Annotated in this window: 23 protein-coding genes and 1 pseudogene; 8 read left to right on the forward strand and 16 right to left on the reverse strand. The window is 53.7% G+C overall.

Annotated elements, in window-relative coordinates:
* Positions 1-152: 152 nt before the first annotated feature.
* Positions 153-809: an ABC transporter ATP-binding protein gene (locus CHM34_RS17610; protein ID WP_094265933.1), complete on the forward strand. Its 657-nt coding sequence runs from the start codon at positions 153-155 to the stop codon at positions 807-809.
* A complete protein-coding gene (locus CHM34_RS17615) occupies positions 794-2,797 on the forward strand; it encodes a YhgE/Pip domain-containing protein (protein ID WP_169713818.1) in 2,004 nt (667 codons plus the stop codon). The genes CHM34_RS17610 and CHM34_RS17615 overlap by 16 nt, the downstream gene beginning before the upstream one ends.
* A 90-nt stretch (positions 2,798-2,887) precedes the next feature.
* On the opposite strand, the gene CHM34_RS17620 is transcribed toward CHM34_RS17615, so the two are convergent.
* From CHM34_RS17620 to CHM34_RS17630, 3 genes are all read right to left on the reverse strand, one after another.
* Positions 2,888-3,940 (reverse strand): DinB family protein, encoded by a 1,053-nt coding sequence (locus CHM34_RS17620; RefSeq protein WP_094265935.1) that lies wholly within the window; start codon positions 3,938-3,940, stop codon positions 2,888-2,890.
* Positions 3,941-4,375: 435 nt separating this feature from the next.
* Positions 4,376-4,792 (reverse strand): disulfide oxidoreductase, encoded by a 417-nt coding sequence (locus tag CHM34_RS17625; protein ID WP_094265936.1) that lies wholly within the window; start codon positions 4,790-4,792, stop codon positions 4,376-4,378.
* Between the two features lie 20 nt (positions 4,793-4,812).
* On the reverse strand, positions 4,813-5,559 hold the full coding sequence (locus tag CHM34_RS17630) for a DsbA family protein (RefSeq protein WP_169713819.1): 747 nt from the start codon (positions 5,557-5,559) through the stop codon (positions 4,813-4,815).
* 216 nt (positions 5,560-5,775) lie between these two features.
* On the opposite strand from CHM34_RS17630, the gene CHM34_RS17635 reads away from it, so the two are divergent.
* Positions 5,776-6,423, forward strand: a complete 648-nt coding sequence (locus CHM34_RS17635; RefSeq protein ID WP_094265938.1) for a TVP38/TMEM64 family protein — start codon at positions 5,776-5,778, stop codon at positions 6,421-6,423.
* A gap of 109 nt (positions 6,424-6,532) precedes the next feature.
* Here the strand turns inward: CHM34_RS17635 and CHM34_RS17640 are convergent, their stop codons facing one another.
* From CHM34_RS17640 to CHM34_RS17655, 4 genes are all read right to left on the reverse strand, one after another.
* Positions 6,533-6,883, reverse strand: a complete 351-nt coding sequence (locus CHM34_RS17640; protein WP_141201761.1) for a hypothetical protein — start codon at positions 6,881-6,883, stop codon at positions 6,533-6,535.
* 92 nt (positions 6,884-6,975) lie between these two features.
* Positions 6,976-7,278 carry a YunC family protein gene (locus CHM34_RS17645; RefSeq protein ID WP_094265940.1) on the reverse strand — a complete coding sequence of 101 codons (303 nt, stop codon included), beginning with the start codon at positions 7,276-7,278 and terminating at the stop codon, positions 6,976-6,978.
* Between the two features lie 71 nt (positions 7,279-7,349).
* The gene (locus tag CHM34_RS17650; RefSeq protein WP_094265941.1) at positions 7,350-8,159 is read right to left on the reverse strand and encodes an undecaprenyl-diphosphate phosphatase; all 810 of its coding nucleotides are present in this window, start codon (positions 8,157-8,159) and stop codon (positions 7,350-7,352) included.
* Between the two features lie 103 nt (positions 8,160-8,262).
* Positions 8,263-8,520: a DUF6154 family protein gene (locus tag CHM34_RS17655; protein ID WP_094265942.1), complete on the reverse strand. Its 258-nt coding sequence runs from the start codon at positions 8,518-8,520 to the stop codon at positions 8,263-8,265.
* A 151-nt stretch (positions 8,521-8,671) separates the two neighbouring features.
* On the opposite strand from CHM34_RS17655, the gene CHM34_RS17660 reads away from it, so the two are divergent.
* A complete protein-coding gene (locus tag CHM34_RS17660; protein WP_094265943.1) occupies positions 8,672-9,136 on the forward strand; it encodes a QueT transporter family protein in 465 nt (154 codons plus the stop codon).
* A gap of 16 nt (positions 9,137-9,152) precedes the next feature.
* Here CHM34_RS17660 and CHM34_RS17665 read toward each other — a convergent pair whose 3' ends face one another.
* The 4 genes from CHM34_RS17665 to CHM34_RS17680 form a co-directional block, all read right to left on the reverse strand.
* Positions 9,153-10,589 (reverse strand): bifunctional metallophosphatase/5'-nucleotidase, encoded by a 1,437-nt coding sequence (locus CHM34_RS17665; protein ID WP_439116347.1) that lies wholly within the window; start codon positions 10,587-10,589, stop codon positions 9,153-9,155.
* 16 nt (positions 10,590-10,605) lie between these two features.
* Entirely contained in the window at positions 10,606-11,427 is an 822-nt protein-coding gene (locus tag CHM34_RS17670; RefSeq protein ID WP_094265953.1) for a sulfite exporter TauE/SafE family protein, read from the reverse strand.
* Between the two features lie 269 nt (positions 11,428-11,696).
* Positions 11,697-11,999, reverse strand: a complete 303-nt coding sequence (locus CHM34_RS17675; RefSeq protein ID WP_094265945.1) for a hypothetical protein — start codon at positions 11,997-11,999, stop codon at positions 11,697-11,699.
* Positions 12,000-12,117: 118 nt separating this feature from the next.
* Complete coding sequence (locus CHM34_RS17680; protein WP_094265946.1) at positions 12,118-12,975, reverse strand: DUF72 domain-containing protein; 858 nt, start codon at positions 12,973-12,975, stop codon at positions 12,118-12,120.
* 178 nt (positions 12,976-13,153) lie between these two features.
* On the opposite strand from CHM34_RS17680, the gene CHM34_RS17685 reads away from it, so the two are divergent.
* The 4 genes and pseudogenes from CHM34_RS17685 to splB all read left to right on the forward strand — a co-directional run bounded on the left by CHM34_RS17685 (position 13,154) and on the right by splB (position 16,492).
* Complete coding sequence (locus CHM34_RS17685) at positions 13,154-13,597, forward strand: M67 family metallopeptidase (protein ID WP_169713820.1); 444 nt, start codon at positions 13,154-13,156, stop codon at positions 13,595-13,597.
* A 5-nt stretch (positions 13,598-13,602) separates the two neighbouring features.
* The gene (locus tag CHM34_RS17690; RefSeq protein WP_094265948.1) at positions 13,603-15,066 is read left to right on the forward strand and encodes a nicotinate phosphoribosyltransferase; all 1,464 of its coding nucleotides are present in this window, start codon (positions 13,603-13,605) and stop codon (positions 15,064-15,066) included.
* Positions 15,067-15,203: 137 nt separating this feature from the next.
* On the forward strand, positions 15,204-15,473 hold the full coding sequence (locus CHM34_RS17695; RefSeq protein ID WP_094265954.1) for a transcriptional regulator SplA domain-containing protein: 270 nt from the start codon (positions 15,204-15,206) through the stop codon (positions 15,471-15,473).
* Positions 15,466-16,492 (forward strand): annotated as a pseudogene (splB, locus tag CHM34_RS17700) (spore photoproduct lyase). The gene CHM34_RS17695 and the pseudogene splB overlap by 8 nt, the downstream one beginning before the upstream one ends.
* Positions 16,493-16,570: 78 nt before the next feature.
* Here the strand turns inward: splB and CHM34_RS17705 are convergent.
* The 5 genes from CHM34_RS17705 to CHM34_RS20250 all read right to left on the reverse strand — a co-directional run bounded on the left by CHM34_RS17705 (position 16,571) and on the right by CHM34_RS20250 (position 20,132).
* Complete coding sequence (locus CHM34_RS17705; protein ID WP_094265949.1) at positions 16,571-17,407, reverse strand: sulfurtransferase; 837 nt, start codon at positions 17,405-17,407, stop codon at positions 16,571-16,573.
* Positions 17,408-17,661: 254 nt separating this feature from the next.
* On the reverse strand, positions 17,662-18,627 hold the full coding sequence (gene cbiB / locus CHM34_RS17710; RefSeq protein WP_094265950.1) for an adenosylcobinamide-phosphate synthase CbiB: 966 nt from the start codon (positions 18,625-18,627) through the stop codon (positions 17,662-17,664).
* Entirely contained in the window at positions 18,621-19,340 is a 720-nt protein-coding gene (locus tag CHM34_RS17715; protein WP_094265951.1) for an adenosylcobinamide amidohydrolase, read from the reverse strand. The genes cbiB and CHM34_RS17715 overlap by 7 nt, the downstream gene beginning before the upstream one ends.
* Before the next feature lie 50 nt (positions 19,341-19,390).
* Positions 19,391-19,993, reverse strand: coding sequence for a histidine phosphatase family protein (locus CHM34_RS17720; protein WP_094265952.1), 603 nt, complete (start codon positions 19,991-19,993; stop codon positions 19,391-19,393).
* A 1-nt stretch (position 19,994) separates the two neighbouring features.
* On the reverse strand, positions 19,995-20,132 hold the full coding sequence (locus CHM34_RS20250) for an adenosylcobinamide-GDP ribazoletransferase (RefSeq protein ID WP_369126366.1): 138 nt from the start codon (positions 20,130-20,132) through the stop codon (positions 19,995-19,997).
* Between the last annotated feature and the right edge of the window lie 16 nt (positions 20,133-20,148).

The raw sequence follows: 20,148 nt of genomic DNA on the forward strand, positions 1-20,148 counted from the left end.
TCCCCCGGCGGCCCCGCCGACCCCGCCGACGCAGATAATCCGTTTTTTCCGAAAAAACCCGGTTCAACCGGGTCTTTTTATTGGCTTCTTTTTTCATGGAACAACGGTAAAGGCGCATACTGAAAAGGAGACTGCAAAAAGGAAGAAGACGAATGAAGGAACAACTCCAACTGGATTCGGTCTCGGTGCTGGCCCGTGATCCATTTCTGGATTCTCCGATCGACGCTACTTGGAATATCGGTGATAAGGCGGTGATTTACGGCCCTTCTCGGACTGGCAGGACCTCTCTGCTCCTCGCCATAGGCGGCTTCCTCAAACCGGCCCGGGGAACCGTAGCCCTGCAGGATTCCTATACCTGCTGGGCCCCTACTCCCTGGGATGTCGGAGTGGGACCGATTGCCGGATTGGCACCGCTTTTTCCCACTCTGACCCTTGAAGAACATTTAAGTGTGCAAGCCCGGTCCCATTGGGTTCGCCATCCGAGACGAAGGGTGGAGTTCTCCTTACATCAATGGGGGCTTTTCCCCTATCGGAAACGGCGGGTAAAAGACGTCGACCGCCACCTTCAACTGCGCGCCGGCATCGCCCTCGCCACTTTACACCAGCCCCGGATTGTCCTTCTCGATGAACCGGAGACCGGACTGACCGACGATCAATGGGATATCCTCCGGGAGCAGCTGAATCAAGAAAGAAAGCGTCAACCCTTTCTGCTCTGCATGACTTCCTTACGGCGGGAATCGGTAAACCGGGCGGATCATGTGATTCATACAGGCCACAGAAAGGAGAATGGGACATGGGCTCCTGGATAATCGCCGCTACCGAATGGCGCCGACTCATGCGAAATCGGTTGGCTCTTCTCGGGGTACTCTCCGTTCTTTTCGTCCCCCTCCTATACAGCGGATTGTATCTATATGCTTTTTGGGATCCGTACGGCTCTTTGGAAAAACTGCCGGTCGCCTTGGTCAACCTGGATGAGGGCGGTATGGAACAGGGAAAGTCCGTCCATTTCGGTTCCCGGCTCACCCGCGAGTTGCAGGAAAAAGTAAAATTGGACTGGCATAAGACTAACGCCGCGGAAGCCCGAAAAGGAGTGGAAGGGGATCGCTATTATCTAGTGGTAACCATCCCCCGCTCCTTTTCCCGGGACATACTTTCCGTCGGCGGAAATGATCCCCGCAAAGCCCAACTCATTTTTACATTGAATGAAGGAAAGAACTACATCACCTCCCAAATCTCCAAGCGGCTGGAGGGTGAAGTCCGGGAGAAAATCGGAAATCGGCTCACCCGAGAGTATGTGCAAAATTTGCTGGATCTGGCGAAAGAGTCAAAGGGACACATCAACCAGGCCGCCTCAGCGGCCGACCGATTGGCCCGGGAAGGAGAAAAACTGGCCGAGGGGAGCCAAAGCATTGAAAAGGCCACAAAAAAAGCCGCCAAAGCATCCCGCTCACTGGAACAAGGAGCGACTCAGTTGGCGGCGGAAACATCCCGTCTTTCTGACAGGATCCATCAGCTTGCTGCAGGAGCAGAAAAGTTGGCCGAAGGTGTACGCCAAGCCCGGGAAAAAGTCCGGCAGACGGATATCCGACAAGGAATTAAAATCGGACAGGCCCGCCTCCATACCATCGGATCTCGGTTGGATCAGACACAATCGGATTTAACAGCGGTTCTGAATACCGTCCGTGAAGCCCGGTCGGCACTGAACCAAGCGATGATTACGAATCCTTCACTGAAGGCGGATCCAAAATTACAAGCTCTGCGACAGCGGCTGGATGAAATAAAAGCCCATCTCTCCGGTTTCCCCGACAGACTCAGTCGGATTCGCCGGACTCTTCCCTCCTTGACTGCGGAGATCAAGCACCTTTCCAGCAAACTGGATTCATTGGAAACCGGAACCGCCCGTCTGGCGAATGCCGGCAAAAAATTGGCCGCAGGGACGGACCGACTTCACAAGGGAGCCGTGCGGCTCCGCAAAGGAACCGCGGAGTTGGCCCAAAGCTTGGAACAGTTGTCACGAAAAACGGGAACATGGACCACCGGGGCAAAACAACTGGCCCGCGGCAACCGGGAGCTGTCCAACCGGTTGTCGGACGCCCTTCATCGGGCCGACACACCTTCGGAAGGACTGGCTCCGATCATATCGGAGCCGATCCATACCCGGGAGCAACGACTTTTCCCCGTCACCGAGTATGGAATCGGATTGGCTCCCTACTTTTTACCTTTGTCTTTATGGGTGGGAAGCCTGATCACCTTCTTTGTTGTCCCTTTGGCGGATAACCGGTGGCGGTTGACTCCCTATCACCCCGGAATCCGAGCCTGGGGAAAATACCTGACCCTTTTACCCATCGGATTTTTTCAGGCGGTGGTTACCGGGTGGGTCATCCGTGAAGGGCTCGGCCTTCCACTCGCTGTCCCATGGGCCTATTACACCTTTTTGGTCCTGATCGCCTGGATGTCTATCGCCATGGTCGGGTTTCTGCTGACCCTGTTCGGAAAAGGTCCCGGACGTCTATTAGCCGTCATCCTGCTCATCCTGCAACTGGTCTCCAGCGGCGGTACCTTTCCCATTGAACTGACACCTGAAATCCTTCAACAAATACACCCATTCCTGCCCATGTCCTATGGCGTTCAAGGGCTAAGAGACATTATCGCCCTGGACAACCTTCCGGGGATTTACCGCTCCTCCTTCATTCTAGGGATTTTTTGCTTAGTCCCCCTTATTCTGTGGATCGCCCTGCAACGGCGAAGGTTCCAGCTGAGCGACTTAAAGGACCGGGATGAACTGGAAGGTCTATGAACGGAACCCTCCTTCCCCGAAAAAATCGGGCAAGGAGGGCACCAAACTTAAAAACCGACTCACTCCTAACGAGTGAGCCGGCTGCTGTCTTTACTTTCCGTAAAGGCCCCGAGTCTCCATAATCCCTTGCACCAGCTCTCGGGTCGTCTCCCCTACCACCTGCATCATCGTCCGTACTTCAACCGTTCCCCGTTCCGATACCAAAGACCGGTCCATCGCGTCCGGAACATTTTCGCACAACCGAAGGATATGATCCCGCAACAGTCGGAACATGGCCAACTCTCCCTGTACGGGACGACGGGCGTAATCGAAGGTTTCCGCCCACTCATCCGGATCAAACAGCGGGATGTTGTAAGAACGTCCGGGCTCCGCCAGGGCCCACTTGATCCGTTCCGTCATCTCCAGATCGAAGTCCACGATGTGAAGAACGGTCTGGCGGATGCTCCATTCCCCTTCCTCCGGAGACAGATCCAAGTCTTCATCCGTCAGTCCCAAAACAGCACCATCCAACAGGTCGGGGCCTTTGCGATACAAGTCAAAGACTTCTTCGTCGCTCAGTCGAAGACTCTCATGGAAAGCCAGCTTGTATCCGTCCGGATCCGTTACGGACAGAACCTGTTCCACTCCCGGATTCTCCTCCAACAGCATATCAGGAACTCCAAGAGCGATCAGACGTTCCTGATAAACAAAAAGATCCTCACCCGGAAGCCGAAGCGGCTCTTCTGTGGTCAACTCTTTGATTTCCCGGGAAAAACCAGGATCCGCCACTTCCTCTTCGGCCGTCGCATCGGCTTCCGGCTCCCCTTTCGGCAATTCCTCCGCATCGGTGTTCCCCCATTCCTGTTCGTCGCCGTCCAAGGGCTGATCCGTTCTCTGCAGCGGGGCTTCTCGGGGAGCCACTTCTTCCACCAACGGTTTCATCCCGGGATCTTCCGACGGCGTCTCCGGATGGATGGACTCAGGAAAGAGAGCGGATATGTCCAACTCCGGATCACCAGTCAATAAAATCTCGATCTCTCCCGGCGCTATAAAACTGGCCGTCCGCCATCCGGAATCGTACCATTGCATCGAAAAACCGAGTTTGTCCCGGTAAAAAGTGACAGATGTATTTAAATCGGCCACGCGTATCACGTGTAAAGGCATGGTGTCGCCCACCTCAAACCTCTCCTTTGTACCAAAGTCATCCTGTATTCTATGTTCAACATTCCTTTACCCATAAGGCGGGAATGAGAAAACGGAGCTCTTTGTTCTTTTTGATTCAAATAATAGAATAAAGTTCATTCCACTATCATACTGCCGACGGACTGCTTGATCAAATCCCAGTCAGTCCGGAAAGCGTGAATCATTTCACGACAGAAGTTGCTTGGACGAACCCCCGGAAAAGTTCAGTCATTCCTCTACTTACCCGTCTTGAATAAATTTAATTTATCAAAACCGAATCTTGCTATCAACAAAAATGAAAGATTTTACAAGATAGACTTAAGAAAGAGCCTTAACTTTTGAGAAAAGTTAAGGCCAAAAACGGCCCCTTCACAGGAAGAAGGTGCTCCGTTCCCTGAACGGAACACCCGTCTTCCCTTATTCCGTCCGTTTTCTGCCCATCCACAACAATGTGGTAATCATCACGAAAGCGGTTAAAGCCAAGAAGGGAATCGTAATAAAACCCAGCCAATTGATATACTCTCCGGTACAGGGAACCCCCTCGGTACAGACACTGATTTGGCCGACCCAAGGCACTTTCTGTTTCAGATAGTGGAACAGGGAAACGAGGCCGCCGGCTGTACTGAGAGGAATCGCATACAGAACGATGGAACGGTCTTCCCGGTAGCAGGCAATCCCCAGTAAGAGAGCGAGAGGATACATGAAGATACGCTGGATCCAACACCATTTACAGGGGACGAATCCCGCTACCTCACTGAAATACAAACTCCCTGCGAGAGCGGCCAAAGCGACCACCCAAGCTCCGTAATGGCTGTACGTTCTGACCCAAGGCACTTCGCACTCTCCCCCGCTCCTTATTTTTTCCGGTTTAATTCTTCCTCGATCCGCTGTTTCAGATAGTCATAGTCAAAGGTTTTTTCCCCCGGTACCTTCTTTCCGTTGATAAAGAGGGTGGGTACGGATGTGACTCCTGCTTTCTCGGCGATCCCCTTGTCCGCTTGGACTTCTTCCGAATACGTTTCATTCTCGATATCTTTTTTCAGTTTTTTATGGTCGATTCCGGGAACATCCTTTTTCGCCAGATCCGCTAAGAAATCCGGTGTGGCCCAGGCTTCGCTCTCGAGGCCTTGATTCTTGTAAATGGAATCATAGAATTTCCAGAACGCGTCCGGATCCTGTTCGTATACGGCTTCACCGGCGATTCCCGCCGTGATCGAGTCCGGACCGAGAAACTGATTGTTGACAAAATAAAAACCGATTTTTTCGTTGTCGATAAAATCCTTCTTCAACTGGGGATAAATCTCTTCTTCAAATTTTTTACAACTCGGGCATTTAAAATCTCCGAACTCGACGATCTTCACCGGTGCATCGGGATCCCCCGCTACCGGCTGTTGATCGTAATCGAAGATTTCCTCATCCACACCTTGTTCTCCGGCATTTCGATCTCCGGAAAAAGACTGTACCAGTGCGACGATCCCTACGATGAACAGCAAACCGATCAAGGTTCCCACAATCAGGTTTTTCATCCGCCGGGATCTCTCTTCGGCTTGTTTTTGAAGGACTCGCTCCTTGCTGTTTTTATGGCTCTTTTTCTTGCTCATTGTCACCCTCCCGTTCCTGTTCTTCATTGGAAACGCTCGTCCTATCCTCATCTCGTCCCCATCATCATACCGTTGATTGATCGCCTTTTCAATCGGGGTCCATCGGGTCCCCATCCGTCGATCAGACTGATTATTCGAGCCTCTTTACAGAAAACGAGGGGAGAACATTGTATACTATATTCATAGGATCCGTCGGGGAGGCAAAAGGGGGCTTCCATGAAAAGGAATGGCATCAAGCTGATCGGATTCGTGCTTTTACTTACCGCCGGTTTTTTCATTCTTCGTTCCTTGGGCCTGGAACGCCTGACTCCGGGTTATATCCGTCACTTTATTTTATCTTTCGGAATGTGGGCACCATTCCTTTATATCTTTTTGTACACGATTCGGCCTTTGTTTTTCTTTCCTGCCGTCGCCCTGACCTTGTCCGGAGGGATGGCCTTCGGTCCATGGTGGGGAACACTCTACGACTTGATCGGAGCTTCTCTGGGTGCCTATTTGGCCTTCGGTCTCGCTCGATCTTTGGGAAGGGAGGCCATCCAACAATGGTGGGGAAAACGACTCCAAATGTTAAATATTCATGTGGAAACATACGGCTTTCGCGCCGTTCTGTTCTTACGACTCCTCCCCATGGTTCCCTTCGATGCCATCAGCTACAGCAGCGGTTTGTCAAAAATCCGTTTTCGGGATTTTGCTTGGGCGACCACTCTCGGAATGATCCCGGGAACCTTTGCATACAACTTCCTCGGTCATTCCCTGCATCATGCGTTTTCGACAACCTTTTATATCGCTTTGGGGTTGGTTTTCCTCTTTATGCTTTCACCTGTGATTTATAAAAAATGGAAAAAGAGGAGCTCTTCGCTTTGATAGAGACTATCATCGCAGGATGCGCTTATCTTAGGAAAGGTTGAAGAAAGCTCACCGTGTGTCCGGTGAGCTTTCTTCCTTTTTCACCCCTGTCTCATCGAAAGCCGGGTTATGTAGACCGGATCCCTTCCATCCGAAGCCGGAGGGTAACCGGTTTTGTCGTGGAGTCGACAGCAATCCACCCCTTTTCTTCGCATTTGGCCAGGGTCTTGTCCACTTCCCCTTTGTTCAGCCCCGCTTCCCGGACCCAGTCCGTTGCGGCGATGCGAACCAGTTTCTCTCCCTCTTCCCCTAACTTGAAGGATTTGCGAATCAAATAACCCATCAATTTGATCTCCGCTTTGGTGACGGACTTCTCATGCAGCAAATCCGAAAAGAAAAAGTCCACTGCCTCCAAAAACTCCGAGGACACCGTCAACGGACGACTTCCCTTTCGTCCGTACCAGGTCTTCGTATCCATTTTTTCTCCTCCCATCCATCTTTGAAATCCTCTCACCCATTCGCAAAGGGCACCCGGTCGGGGTGCCCTGTTTTCCTTGCCGCCTTCGACGGTTATAACATTTTGAGAAGCGCATCCCGACCGGCCATCCCCGGGTGAATACCCCGATTCTCCGCTTCCAGGGTAACCATCTCCAGGGGAGCGTTCAAAAGATCTTCCAAACGACGTACACCGACGGCACGACCGGCCAGAATACGGCGATCCGCCAGCTTTTCATTCAGCAGGCCGACATCCAAAGCACCGCACATGATGTACCCCTTCTCCGTCGTCACCGCCAGCAGATTCGTATCGGGCAAAGCCACTTCCACGCCAAGGACGGTGTGTCCGTCCACTTCCATCGGTTTCAGCCGGACCAATCGACTCCCTCCCATCCTCAGCCGAGTTTACTGCAGGGTATGTAGAAAAACCCGGATGAGTGTGGGTGGGTTTAGACGAGGAGATAGATGAACAACCCTGCGCTCACCAGAAAACAATAAACAGCGAATGGGCGCAGCCGCACCCGTTCCATCAGGTTCATAAACCACTTGATCCCGGCCAACGCCGACAGAAAGGAAACGATCACCGAAACAATATACGGTCCGGCGCCAAAATAGACACCGCCTTCCTGAACGAGATCGATCCCCTTCAGAATCGCCCCGCCGCCGATGATCGGAACTGCGAGAATAAAGGAATAATTGAGGGCTGTACGCTTATCCAAACCGCTGAGCAATCCGGCAACCACAGTCGCTCCCGAGCGGGAAATTCCCGGAAGCAGGGCCAGGCCCTGAGCGGCTCCGATGATCAAGGAATCAGAGACTTTCAAATTCCCTTCGGTTTTACGGCCGGAAGCCCCATCGATCCACCATAGAAAAAAACCGGTCAACAATAACATCGAGGCGATCAGAGCGATGTTTTTCGCATACGTTTCCACCCAATCTCCGAACAGGACATACAAGATTCCTGTAACAAAGGTACTCAGCAACAGCCATATGCCCATTTTGAAATCGAGCCGATCCTCATCACGCCGGGTCAAAGGAAAGGTGAAAAAGGCCTTGACAATCTTAAAGATATCCTTCCAATAGAAAACGAAAACGGCCAGCAGCGATCCGAAGTGAAGCAGAAGCTCCAGGGTTAATCCCTGTTCCTTCACTCCCAAAAACTCTTGGGCGATGACCAGATGGGCGGAACTGGAAATCGGCAGAAACTCCGTCAATCCCTGAACCAGCCCCAACAAAACCGCCTCGAACCACGCTTCCATGCGGCCAATCCCTCCGTTGCTGAAATTTAGCTGTAGGGCCCGTTCTTATTTTAGACCAGCTTCAGCAGAGAGGAAAGGGAATCCCGCATGATTTATCCATTTTTTAATGATAGCGAGGGCGGTAAAACGAAGAATCCCACTCCGACAACTTTCCATCCTGGACCATTTTCATCTTCAACATTTCCACCAGATAAACCCCCACCATCTGAATCACTTCTTCGTCATCCATCTCTTCGATCAATTTCATCATATCCTGCCGGGAATGATCCTCCAGGATACTGAGAACCACCGAAACGGCGTTCTCCTCATCTTCACCCAGTTGATCCCGGTACAGAGAATATATATCGTCCACAAAACGCATACTGGATGTCCCCCCTTTTCTCCGTATTCTAACGCAACATGGCTTCGGTTGCGATGATTTTGGTAAAATCCTGTCTTAACCTGCCCGGCCCTCGGAAAATCCATGCCCGATCGGTTATAATAACACGTGTCGGATCCGGGAGGTGAAAAGAATGCCGGTACGCCGCATGACGTTTATCGCTATGGTCGCCGCCGTTTATACCGTGCTTACACTGGCAGTGGCACCCCTGTCTTACGGAATGATCCAGTTTCGGATCTCGGAAATGATGACCGTCCTGCCGTTTTTGACACCCCTGGCCGTTCCCGGGCTGTTTTTGGGAGCTTTAACAGCTAATCTGTTCAGCCCTGTCGGATTTTACGATATCCTTTTCGGGAGCTTGGCTTCCCTGATCGCGGCCTGGCTCACGTCCCGTATGCCTGTCCGTTGGTTGGCTCCCCTTCCGCCGGTACTGGTCAATGCTGTTATCATCGGTTTGCTGTTGGGAACCGTCAGCGGTTTAAGGGTTGCCATCCCGGCGGCGATGCTCTATGTCGGGGCCGGACAGCTCGTCGTCTGTTACGGATTGGGCCTCCCGTTTTTATGGGTAGCGGAACGTTTCCGACACCGGTTTCCCTGAAACCGATCAATCGGGATCAGCCTATGTCGTGCCAACGAAGCTGAAAACTGGCATCCACCGCTTCCGGCCGGTTCAACCAGGAAGCGAGGATATTGCGAAGAAACTCCGGCAAGAAATACTGAAGATCTCTTCCTTCCCGAAATTCCTGGTATCCCACGCCAAAAGTAAACATATCGATAGTGGCCACCTGATACGGCTTCTTCTCTATCAGCGGTTCCCCCCCGATCCAGAGTCGGCGGATTTTTCCGCGAGCCGGTCCCCCGGAATCATACTCAATCTCTATTCCGGAGGCATTAATCATACCCAAGCGCTTCCCCCGGAACCCGAAACCGCGAATCTCCATCTCCTGAAACTCCCGCAACAGGGACTCTTCCAATATCCGGCGGATTTGGCCGCCGGTCAGCACCATCCGGCAGGGATTGATCGGATGGGGACAGATTCGGTGAATTTGTCCCCTCGTCACCGGCCCCTTTTCCAGCCCCCCCAACAGCTGTCCCGCGTTGACGAAAGAACAATCCCCGCCGACCCATTCCAACAGCCCGTCCGCCAGTAAATTTCCCAACGGGGACTCCTGATACCAGTCGATCGACAGATCCCTGTCCAATTTCACGATGGGACGAGAAAGCTCTTCCTCCGCTTTCAGCCGAAACCGGCGGATCAACTCCTCGATTTCGGAATCCGCCGGAGCCTCTGAAGTGGAAACGCACCCTCCCCGAACATCCCGGACCGACCGGGTAGCCGGATCAAAGGCGATAGTGACATGGCCGACATGACCGCCGAACTTGCCTGCGGCGGCGATTAAAGTCTCCCCGATCCGCTCCGGAACTTCCAATAAATGATGAGTATGACTCCCCAGGATCAAGTCGATACCCGGAACTTCCTCAGCCAATCGGCGATCGTTGCCCAGACCCAGGTGAGAAAGAACCACGACCGCGTCCACTTCCCGGCGGAGACGGGGCACTTCCACACTCAATCGTTCGATCGGATCGGCCACCTCCCATCCCAGCAATTGATAAAAGGTGTAAAAAGGGATGGTCACCCCCAAAAAACCGATGCGGAGCCCCGCCGCTTCCCGAACGGTCCAGGGAGATATCCAGCGGGGCCGGTCACCGCCGCTTTCCCGCACATTGGTCGCCAGAACTTCAAAGGGAGCGTCTCCGTACAAGGCATTCAGATCTTCCTTGGAAAAAGTGAGCAGTTCATTGTTCCCCAAGGTTACCAGCTGATAACCGGTCGCGTCCATCACCGCTCGGTTGGCCTGTCCTTCCGTCCCTTCGGTTTCGATACGCACACGGTCCATATGATCTCCTACGTCCACGAGAAAAAAAGCCTCTCCCCGGTCTTCCAGATCGCCGCGCAAACGCTGGATTACCGATTGCACCCCGGGCATTTTTTCATAATGACTGTGGATGTCATTCGTATGAAGGATATGTACAAGTTGTTGCCGCTTCACAGACATCCTCCCTTCTTTAAGACAAACCTTCCAGAATCATGCGCAACCCGACCACGACAATCGCCAGACGCAAAACAAGCATCAAACCCCTGCCGCTCAGCTTTTTGGAAACCCACGCTCCCAATTGACCCCCGATCCACGCACCGGGAGCGATGAAAAGTACAGCATGCCAAGCGATATGTCCTTGAAACAGATGAGTCGCGGAGCCGACGATGGAAGAGAGAAAGATGACAAACATCGAAGTGGCTGTAGCTACATGAGGCGGAAACTGAAATAAAAGAACCATCATCGGCATCAGCAAAGCTCCGCCTCCGATACCGAACAGACTGGAGATGCCTCCCACTGCGAAAGAGCCGATAAGAGCGGTGGGGAGGTGATATCCGTAACGGTATATATTCCCCTTCGGATCTGTAAATTCCCGTCTTACACTCCATTTTACCGACTGCGCTTTAAACCGATTCCGAAATGTTAATATAATGGCCATCAAAATCATGACAAGACCAAACGCGATAAAGAAGGGGCCGGTTTGAAAAAAACGAGTTAAGTAAGCACCGAGAATCGCTCCCGGCCCGCTCCCCATAAAAAAAGCCCACCCGCTTTTCATATCCACCCGCTGCTGTCTGGCATAAGAAATCGTAGAAGATAAAGCCGTGACAACCACTAAAACCATCGACGTCCCCACCGCGATCTGCGGGGTGATATGGGTATAACTGGGGAGAGTGGATGCCAGAAGTAACAACGCCGGCACCGTAATCACTCCTCCCCCCAATCCGACTAGGCTGCCCATCGTCCCTGAAACCAGTCCGATCCCGATCAATACCAACCAATCCAACGTCATTCCTGCCTCCTGTCCCATTGAGAGGATGAACTGGGAATCTCCTCCTTCGCTCGTTCCCGAAACAAAAGCGAGAACCCCCGTTCATTCTTCCCTGGTTCCGATGATATCAGACCCTATCCGGCAAAAGAAGAGATCGACCGAGGCCCCCGGCAGATGGGCCCTTATAGAACAAAAAAAGCTCCGCTCAAGCGGAGCGAGGCGACAAACCAAACCCACGCCAAGAAACCGACGGAGCTTTCCCCACTCGTTTTTTCTCCATCCAACATTTCCTACTGATCCTTGTTCATTTCCCATTCCCGGTACTTTTTCAACAGGTGAATCTCCTTTTCATTCAGCGCCGTCTTGAAAACAAGATGGTTGACGGATTCCGAAACTTCATTCAGCTGGCCCTGCACTCCGTCCACTTTGTTCTCCACTCGGTCAAAACGTTTCTCCATCGAATTCAGTCGGTTTTCCACGGAATCGAGCCGATTCTCCACCGAATCCAGCCGGTTTTCCATGGAATCCAATCGCGCATGGGTCACCTTTTGTCCTTCCAGAAGGCTTTTCAGCATTCCTTTGATCTCTTCCACTGATTCCTCCCCGTACAGCCATCGTTCTGTTTTTCATCTCCCTTTGTCTATGTTCGGTTCACGCTTCTTGTCGTTCATTTTATCAAAGAGCCGGAATGCGTGAAAATCGGAGCGGCAGTCAAAACATCCCCAATTGCAGAGGAGCCAGCCCCTGAAAGGATACACCCAGCAGGTCCGCCATCCGGCGAGCACTGTCGACGGCATCTCCCTGCGAATTATTGTTAAAGAGAAGGGTGACCTGGTCCGCTTCTTCCTTCATCCGCCGAATACGGGGTACCCATTCGTCCAGTTCCTGTTGCGAATAGCGGTAAGCGTACCGGACATCCCGCCAGGCGGCATCGGTGCGGCCGGATGCATTCCATCCGTCACGGTTGCGGCCGTGGAAACGGATTAAAACTTGCCCGGAGTGAGTCACCTCCGGGATGATCGGTACGGAACCGATCCCCGCCTGAGGCTCGTCGCAAACTGTATGGATCAACTGCTCATCCTCCAGGAATTGCAGAGTCTGATCCCGAAAACGGGAGCTGAACCAGGTTTGGTTGCGGAACTCGACAGCGACCGGGAAATCCGGAATCTCCCTCCGACAGCGGCGGATATAACGAACGTTCTCCTTTTTACAATCGAACCAAGGCGGAAACTGAAACAGCACCGCGGTCAGCTTACCCGCCTCCGCCATCGGCTCCACCGACTCGGCAAAAAGGCGGAACAACTCTTTCCCCGTTCGTTCAGGAGCTCCTTCCCGCCGCCCATGGCCGGTCAACTCCCGATACGCCTTGACCACAAAACGAAAACCATCAGGAGTCTCCATCGCCCAGCGGGCCATCCGATCCCGAGGTTGAATGGCGTGGTAACTGCTGTCCACTTCCACCACCGGAAAATGGCCGGCGTACACGGACAGCTTATCCTTGGAAGCGGTCCCCGGAGGATACAGGTCATGGTCCCCCCACCCGCACACGCCGATCTGAATTGGGTTCATCCATCCCCCTCCCGGTTCTCTTCTTTTTCCGTTCATTGTACCACAATGCCCGTCCTCTCCGGCGACAGGATTAGACAAGTTTTGCCGTTATGGAAAAATAGGAGTACAATAGACGATAAAGCAAAATCTGCGGCAATCGGGCCCAACAGCGGTCTCAACGAAAAGGAGGGGATTCATCGTGGTAAGTTCCCATCTTTCCATCCAGGTTCGGGTGATCCGAGCCGTTCACTGGCACTGCCTCCAACTGCTGCCCAAAGAAGGCTGCGGAATTTTGGCCGGACAGGCACCGACCATCACCCGGTTTTTTCCGATCCCCAACCGGGATAACAGTAATCAAACCTTTTCCTTTGATCCCAGGGCCTATTTGGACACCATCCGGAAGATGCGCCGGGAAGGGTTGGATTGGCTGGGCATTGTCCATTCGCACCCCGACACCGAACCTTACCCCTCCGCCAGGGATATCACCCACTGGCATTATCCCGAATTGAGCCATTGGATCCTTTCCTTGAGAGACCGCCGTCCCCGCCTGTCCGCATACTATATTCAACACGGACGAGTGATTCCGGTCATGTACCAGGTACTCACCGACCGTGATTCAACAGACCGCAGCCGAATGGAGTGAATCGAATGTACAAACCAACGGGGTGGGCGCTTCATACGGATAAATACCAGGTTACCATGATGTACGCCCACTGGAAAAACGGTTCCCACCTCCACCGGAAAGCATTCGACCTATATTTTCGAAAGCTTCCCTTCGGTAACGGCTATGCCGTATTTGCCGGACTGGAACGAGCCGTTCAATACCTGGAGAACCTGCAATTCACCGAAGAGGATATCCGTTATCTGGCGGAACAGGAATCCTTCGAACCCGAATTTTTGGATCTGCTCCGGGAATTTCGTTTTCGGGGGGATATCCACGGAGTCAGGGAAGGAACCCTGGTCTTTCCCAATGAACCCCTGCTCCGTCTGGAAGGAACCATCATGGAGCTTCAACTGGTGGAGACCGCTCTACTCAACTTTATCGGGTACCAGACCCTGGTGGCGACCAAGGCCGCCCGGATCTACACCATCGCCGAAGGCGACACCTTGATGGAATTCGGAACCCGCCGCGCTCAGGAGTCCGACGCCGCCGTATGGGGTGCGCGAGCCGCTTATCTGGCAGGATTTGATGCCACTTCCAACCTCCGCGCCGGCCAGATGTTCGGCATCCCTGTCCAAGGAACCCATTCCCACGCTTGGGTTCAGGACTTTGATACCGAGGTGGAAGCTTTCCGGGCCTACGCCCGGGCTTTCCCCGATTCTTCGGTTCTATTGGTGGATACCTACGATACCTTAAAAAGCGGGGTTCCCCATGCGATCCAGGTCGGACGGGAGTTAAAAGAGAAGGGATACCGGCTGGCAGGCATCCGCCTGGACAGCGGAGATTTGGCTTATCTGTCCAAAGAAGCCCGCCGGATGCTGGACGAGGCGGGACTCACCCAAACCCGGATCATCGCCTCCAGCGACCTGGATGAAACGACACTGCTCAATCTGAAGTCCCAGGGGGCCAAGGTGGACGCCTGGGGAGTCGGCACTCGGCTGATCACCGCTTACGATCAGCCCTCTCTCGGCGCTGTCTATAAACTGGTGGCCCGGGAACAGAACGGAGAATGGCTTCCTTCCATCAAAATCTCCTCCAACCCGGAAAAAGTGACGACACCGGGAATCAAAACGGTTTACCGCATTATCGACCAAAGGACCAACAAAGCCCGAGGCGACCTGATCATTGAGGAAGGACACTCCATCGACGAAGAACAGCCCCTGACGCTGTTTCACCCGATTCATACCTACCGGAAGAAAAAGGTGAGAGAGTTCCGGGCGATTAATCTGCTTCATCCCATCATGCGACGCGGAGAACGGGTGTTCGATCCCCCCCCTTTGGACGAAATCCGCAGATACCACCTGGCACAGCGATCAATGTTTTGGGAAGAATACCTCCGCCTGATGAACCCGGAGGAATACCCGGTAGACCTGTCCGGAGAATTGTGGAACACCAAACAAGAACTGCTCCAAAAGATTTACCGTACGATCCGGGAGGAAAACGGATCGTAATTCCACCGCCAAAAGAGGTCCGATCCGGGCCTTTTTTTTTATGGTTGAAGGCTGTTTTGAAAAAGAAATCATACCTTTTCCAGATTGGTGAAAGGATAAGTCCATCCACACAACATAGAAAGGTGGTGAAGGGAAAGATGGACATCCGAGACCAGAAAAACTCACCGATTCAGGCGGGTGATATCGTTTACGTGATCGTACGAAATCCCCATGCCCAGGATGTCGCCAACATACAAGAAGCGGCCGTCGTCCGTGACCCGGAACAGTCCGGCCATTTGAATCTTTTTTTATATGAAACCCATTATCCGCTCAATGATGAAATCGCCGTTTACCGTACGGAAGAAGAGGCCGAACAGGCATACCAGTATTATTTCGGTTCTTCCGGGGAAGGAGAGTTTTATGGTTAAACCTTTTGTTCCACAACTCGTTTACATGGAGCCTCGCGCTATGGAGTATCCGCTCGCCCAACAGTTGAAAAAAAAATTTACCGATATGGGAATTGAAATTCGAGAAACCACATCACATAACCAAGTCCGCAACCTGCCTGGTGAGAACGATTTCCAAAGGTACCGGGTTGCCAAATCAACCTTAGTCGTCGGAATCCGAAAAACACTCAAATTCGATACGTCAAAGCCTTCTGCAGAGTATGCCATTCCATTCGTTACTGGATGCATGGGACACTGCCATTATTGTTACTTGCAGACCACGATGGGGAATAAACCCTATATCCGCACGTATGTCAACGTCGATGATCCTGGAGGCGGCGGAAAACTACATGAGGGAACGGGCTCCGGAAGTGACTCGTTTTGAAGCATCCTGCACATCGGACATTGTCGGAGTGGACCACCTTACCCATACATTGAAACGAGCGATTGAATACTTCGGAGAATCGGAATACGGACGACTCCGGTTTGTAACGAAATTCGCCCATGTCGACCATCTCCTGGACGCCAAACACAATGGAAAAACCCGTTTCCGCTTCAGCATTAACGCGGATTACGTGATCAAATATCTGGAACCCGGAACTTCCTCATTAAAGGACCGGATCACAGCGGCCTCGAAGGTGGCTCGGGCCGGTTATCCCCTGGGGTTTATTGTAGCCCCGATCTATCTTCATGAAGGGTGGAAAGAAGGTTACCGCCGCATGTTTGAAAAACTCGAAACGGCATTGCCGGATATCGCCAAAAAAGATCTGACCTTCGAGTTTATTCAACATCGCTTTACAAAACCGGCGAAACGGGTCATCCAGAAAAACTATCCCATGACCAAACTGGAACTGGATGAGTCCCGGCGAAAATGGAAATGGGGCCGTTATGGAATCGGCAAGTACGTATACCAAAATGAAGAGCAGGAAGAAATCAAAACAGAACTGGGTAAATATCTGGAAGAATATTTTCCGGAGGCGAATCTTCAATATTTTACTTAGGGACACCGGATAAGAGTGAGATCCCATAGCAACAAACCCGCCCTTTACAGGCGGGTGATAAAATAGCTGTGGGTGATTTCATATCCCATCCCCGGTTCGGACCGGGTTTTCCTCGTAAGTAATCCAGTCGCTCCAGCTGCCGGCGTAGAGGCGGGCCTTCGAAACTCCCGCCAGGCGGAGAGCCAACAGATTGGCACAGGCCGTCACTCCGGATCCGCAGTAAATGATCGGACCCTCTTCGTCGGAGAGGAAAGCGAAATCCTGTTTTAACGCTTCAGCGGACTTCCATCGTTGTCCATCTGCGAGATTGTTTTTCCAGAAGTAATTGATGGCTCCGGGAATGTGTCCCGCTTTGGGGTCGATGGGTTCCGTTTTTCCCGAAAACCGGTCCGGGTCCCGGGAATCGATCAACGTTCCCCGGTGGTATTTCACGTCCTCCATATCCGCCAGCTGTGACCGCCGGCGGATCTGCGGAGTAAACGTCGTCGCCGTCGGCTCGGGCTCTTCGGCGGTGACCGGATATCCCTTCTCTTTCCATCCTTGATAGCCGCCGTCCAAGACGTGGACTTCTTCATGCCCCAAATAATCGAGCATCCACCACAAACGGGCCGCCATCGCTCCGCCCTGGTCATCGTAAGCGATGACCCGGACCCCTTCACCGATTCCGAACCGCCCTATTTTTTCCACAAACCGGTTCATATCCGGCAACGGGTGACGACCGCCGTGTTTCCTCGTTTTTCCGGACAAGTCCTTCTCCAGGTCCATATAGACAGCTCCCGGGATATGATCGTTTTGATAAGCTTTTCGGCCCGCCTCGGGATCTCCCAGTTCAAAACGGCAGTCAACAACCGTCAGGTCGGAATCCTCGAGATGATGGTTCAGCCAATCCGGGGTCACGATCGGAGATGATGACATGGACGGTTCCTCCTTTTCCGATTGTTTTCTCATTTCTTTAGTAAAGCGTTTTCAATCATCTCTAAACGCCCTCCATCCAGCTTCTCCGCTAAGTAGGATGGTAAAGGTCGCTTTGGCAGAACACGATTCACCTATTCACACCCGCTTTATCAGTTCATCAACAACCCTGATCTCCAGTCGTTTTTGTTCCTTATGATCAGCATAACAGATTTCACCGCTGGATGAGAGAACCCGGAGAATATTTCCATAGGCACTTACAGAAAGGCGACCCCTCCGGCCAAGGCCAGGACATAAAGGAAGGTGGTACCGTTGAGGACGCGGACAGCGTCCACGATATGCCCCGGTTCTTTGGCAACGTCGGGATCCCCGAGCCGGGCCCGGCGGGAGATGACTCCCCGGTACCGGTTGATCCCTCCCAATTGGATACCCAGGCCCCCGGCCATCGCCGCTTCGGCGATTCCGCTGTTGGGGCTGGGATGTTTGCCGGCGTCTCGACGGACCACCCGCCACGCCTTCACCGGACGGTATCCTCTCCATCCCAGGACAACCAGCATGGAGAGCAGGGTGATCCGGGCCGGCAGCCAATTAGCGAGATCGTCCAATCGGGCGGAAGCCCAGCCGAAATGGCGATACCGCTCATCCTGATATCCCACCATGGAATCCAGTGTGTTGACCGCCCGATAGGCCAAAGCCAAAGGAGCTCCTCCGACTGCGGCAAAGAAAAGGGGAGCCGTCACAGCATCCACTATGTTTTCCGCCACGGTCTCCACCGTTCCCCGCACCACTTCCGCTTCATCTAAAGAATCGGTGTCTCTTCCCACAATCATGGATAACCGGGTTCGGGCTTCTGCCAGATCCCCGGCGGAAAGGACCTGATAAATCCCCCGAGCCGCCTCCGCCAGCCCCTTGGTGGCGATGGTCGCAGCAATCAAAAACACTTCCATCCCCCAGGCCAACGGGGCCGAAACGGCCGCCGCCCCTTGAAGCAAAAAGTGGGCGACAGCATATACACCGCCGACCACGATCAGCGGAAGCAAACTTCCCGTGAGCCGGGCAGCGGTTTTCCCCCGCTGTTTCCACCCTTCCATCCATCGGCACAGCCCCGCCTCCACCCGGCTGATCAGCCAACCCATCCCCACCACCGGATGGGGCAGCCACCGGGGATCTCCGATGATCCGATCCAAAACGTAGGCGGCCAGCAAAATCCATGCGGTCACCAACGGCGACCCGTCCTCTCCCGGGGATCCAACCGGCGGATCACCCGGTAAACCGCCTGATACACAGCGGTTCCTACGGCCCGACCCAACGGGCTGGCTACACCGGCGTAGGGGAGAACCTCTCCTTCGTTTCCCCGTTGGGTAGCGGCGACCACGACGGCATCGGTCGTGGTCCCTGTCGCCAATGCCCCATCGGCGTCCCGCACCTCCAGATCCGCCAAGGCGGCCGTCTTCGCTTCGGTAGCGGTGATGACAGCATTGACCATCGCCCCCGGCGTCGTCCGTCCGTCGATCAAGAGAATCGTATTGATCGTACCCGGATCCGGGGTTCCGGCCCCATCAACAGGCTCCTGCTTTCCCGCCCGGGCGGCGTTACTGACTCCTGCGGTTACAATAGCGGCCAACCGGACGTGATCCCATACCTTCTCCACCACTTCCGCCCGCTCCACCCAGGCCGCCGTCAACAGGGTGACGGTCCGCCGGGGATCGTATCCTCTTTCCTCCAGCCATTCCTGCGTCTCCATCTCTGGATTCCGGGGATTGTACCCCTTTTTGACATGCCGGTTGACGATGGTGTCTGTATGGAGGAACCCGCCGCCCAAAAGCGCACTGCTGAGAACTTCCATTCCCCCTCCGGCGCGAAGGAGAAGGCGGGAAGGTTCGATGGATAAACGAAGCTGTTCGTTCTGACATAAAATCTTTGTGATCGGATACAAGAGACAATCTCCCTTTCTCTGTCCTTCCGTCCCGGTCGGGTTCGGATACTTTAGCCATCTTCCGCCTCATTCACTTCTGTCCAATGCCCGCCGTCCCAGTCTGCCACCGCACATCCTCCCGGCGGAATACGCACTCGCCAGAAACCGTCGGGATCCTGCCATACCTGATGAGACAGAAACCAGCGGATCGGTCCCCCGTGACTCACCACAGCCACGGTTTCCGTCGAAGTCCGGGTTTCAATCACTTCCCGCAGCCATCGGGACAACCGTTCCTCCAATTCCACCATCCTCTCCCCGCCGGGAGGGGATACCCGGTCCGGCTGATCGATCCAACGACGGAGATGTTCCGGATTGCTGCTGTTAATCTCTTCATAGGTGAGTCCCTCCCATGCACCGAAGGAAAGCTCCCGCAAAAGAGGGGTCGGCTGCCGCCGGATCCCCGGATGATAGACTTCCACCGCTTCCGCCGTCCGGACACAGCGGTCTAAATCACTGCAGTACAACCCGGTTAAAGGAACTCGGGCCAGCCGCAACGCCGCCTGCTCGGCCTGGCGCCATCCCCGCTCATTCAGAGAAATATTCTCATGCCCGCAATAGCGCCGCTCCCGGTTGGCCCGGGTTTCACCATGCCTCAACCAAATGATCCGCATCATCTCACATCCCTCCGACCTGCAACCAAAGCAGGAGAATCACCGCTTCCGTGGACTCCGCCACGGCTCCGTACACATCGCCGGTCATTCCCCCCAAGCGCCGCCGGGCGACAAAGGCTAACCACCCGGTGACGGTAACCACCCCCGCGATCAGTAGC

This window comes from Paludifilum halophilum (assembly GCF_002245355.1).
In the GTDB taxonomy this organism is placed as follows: Bacteria; Bacillota; Bacilli; order Thermoactinomycetales; family DSM-45169; genus Paludifilum; species Paludifilum halophilum.

Excerpts from the sequence above, each read along its gene's own strand:
- CHM34_RS17610 (WP_094265933.1), top strand. The coding sequence starts at position 153 with ATGAAGGAACAACTCCAACTGGATTCGGTCTCGGTGCTGGCCCGTGAT.
- CHM34_RS17615 (WP_169713818.1), top strand. The coding sequence starts at position 794 with ATGGGCTCCTGGATAATCGCCGCTACCGAATGGCGCCGACTCATGCGA.
- CHM34_RS17620 (WP_094265935.1), bottom strand. The coding sequence starts at position 3,940 with ATGCCTTTACACGTGATACGCGTGGCCGATTTAAATACATCTGTCACT.
- CHM34_RS17630 (WP_169713819.1), bottom strand. The coding sequence starts at position 5,559 with ATGAGCAAGAAAAAGAGCCATAAAAACAGCAAGGAGCGAGTCCTTCAA.
- CHM34_RS17635 (WP_094265938.1), top strand. The coding sequence starts at position 5,776 with ATGAAAAGGAATGGCATCAAGCTGATCGGATTCGTGCTTTTACTTACC.
- CHM34_RS17640 (WP_141201761.1), bottom strand. The coding sequence starts at position 6,883 with ATGGATACGAAGACCTGGTACGGACGAAAGGGAAGTCGTCCGTTGACG.
- CHM34_RS17650 (WP_094265941.1), bottom strand. The coding sequence starts at position 8,159 with ATGGAAGCGTGGTTCGAGGCGGTTTTGTTGGGGCTGGTTCAGGGATTG.
- CHM34_RS17655 (WP_094265942.1), bottom strand. The coding sequence starts at position 8,520 with ATGCGTTTTGTGGACGATATATATTCTCTGTACCGGGATCAACTGGGT.
- CHM34_RS17660 (WP_094265943.1), top strand. The coding sequence starts at position 8,672 with ATGCCGGTACGCCGCATGACGTTTATCGCTATGGTCGCCGCCGTTTAT.
- CHM34_RS17670 (WP_094265953.1), bottom strand. The coding sequence starts at position 11,427 with ATGACGTTGGATTGGTTGGTATTGATCGGGATCGGACTGGTTTCAGGG.
- CHM34_RS17680 (WP_094265946.1), bottom strand. The coding sequence starts at position 12,975 with ATGAACCCAATTCAGATCGGCGTGTGCGGGTGGGGGGACCATGACCTG.
- CHM34_RS17690 (WP_094265948.1), top strand. The coding sequence starts at position 13,603 with ATGTACAAACCAACGGGGTGGGCGCTTCATACGGATAAATACCAGGTT.
- CHM34_RS17695 (WP_094265954.1), top strand. The coding sequence starts at position 15,204 with ATGGACATCCGAGACCAGAAAAACTCACCGATTCAGGCGGGTGATATC.
- CHM34_RS17705 (WP_094265949.1), bottom strand. The coding sequence starts at position 17,407 with ATGTCATCATCTCCGATCGTGACCCCGGATTGGCTGAACCATCATCTC.
- CHM34_RS17720 (WP_094265952.1), bottom strand. The coding sequence starts at position 19,993 with ATGATGCGGATCATTTGGTTGAGGCATGGTGAAACCCGGGCCAACCGG.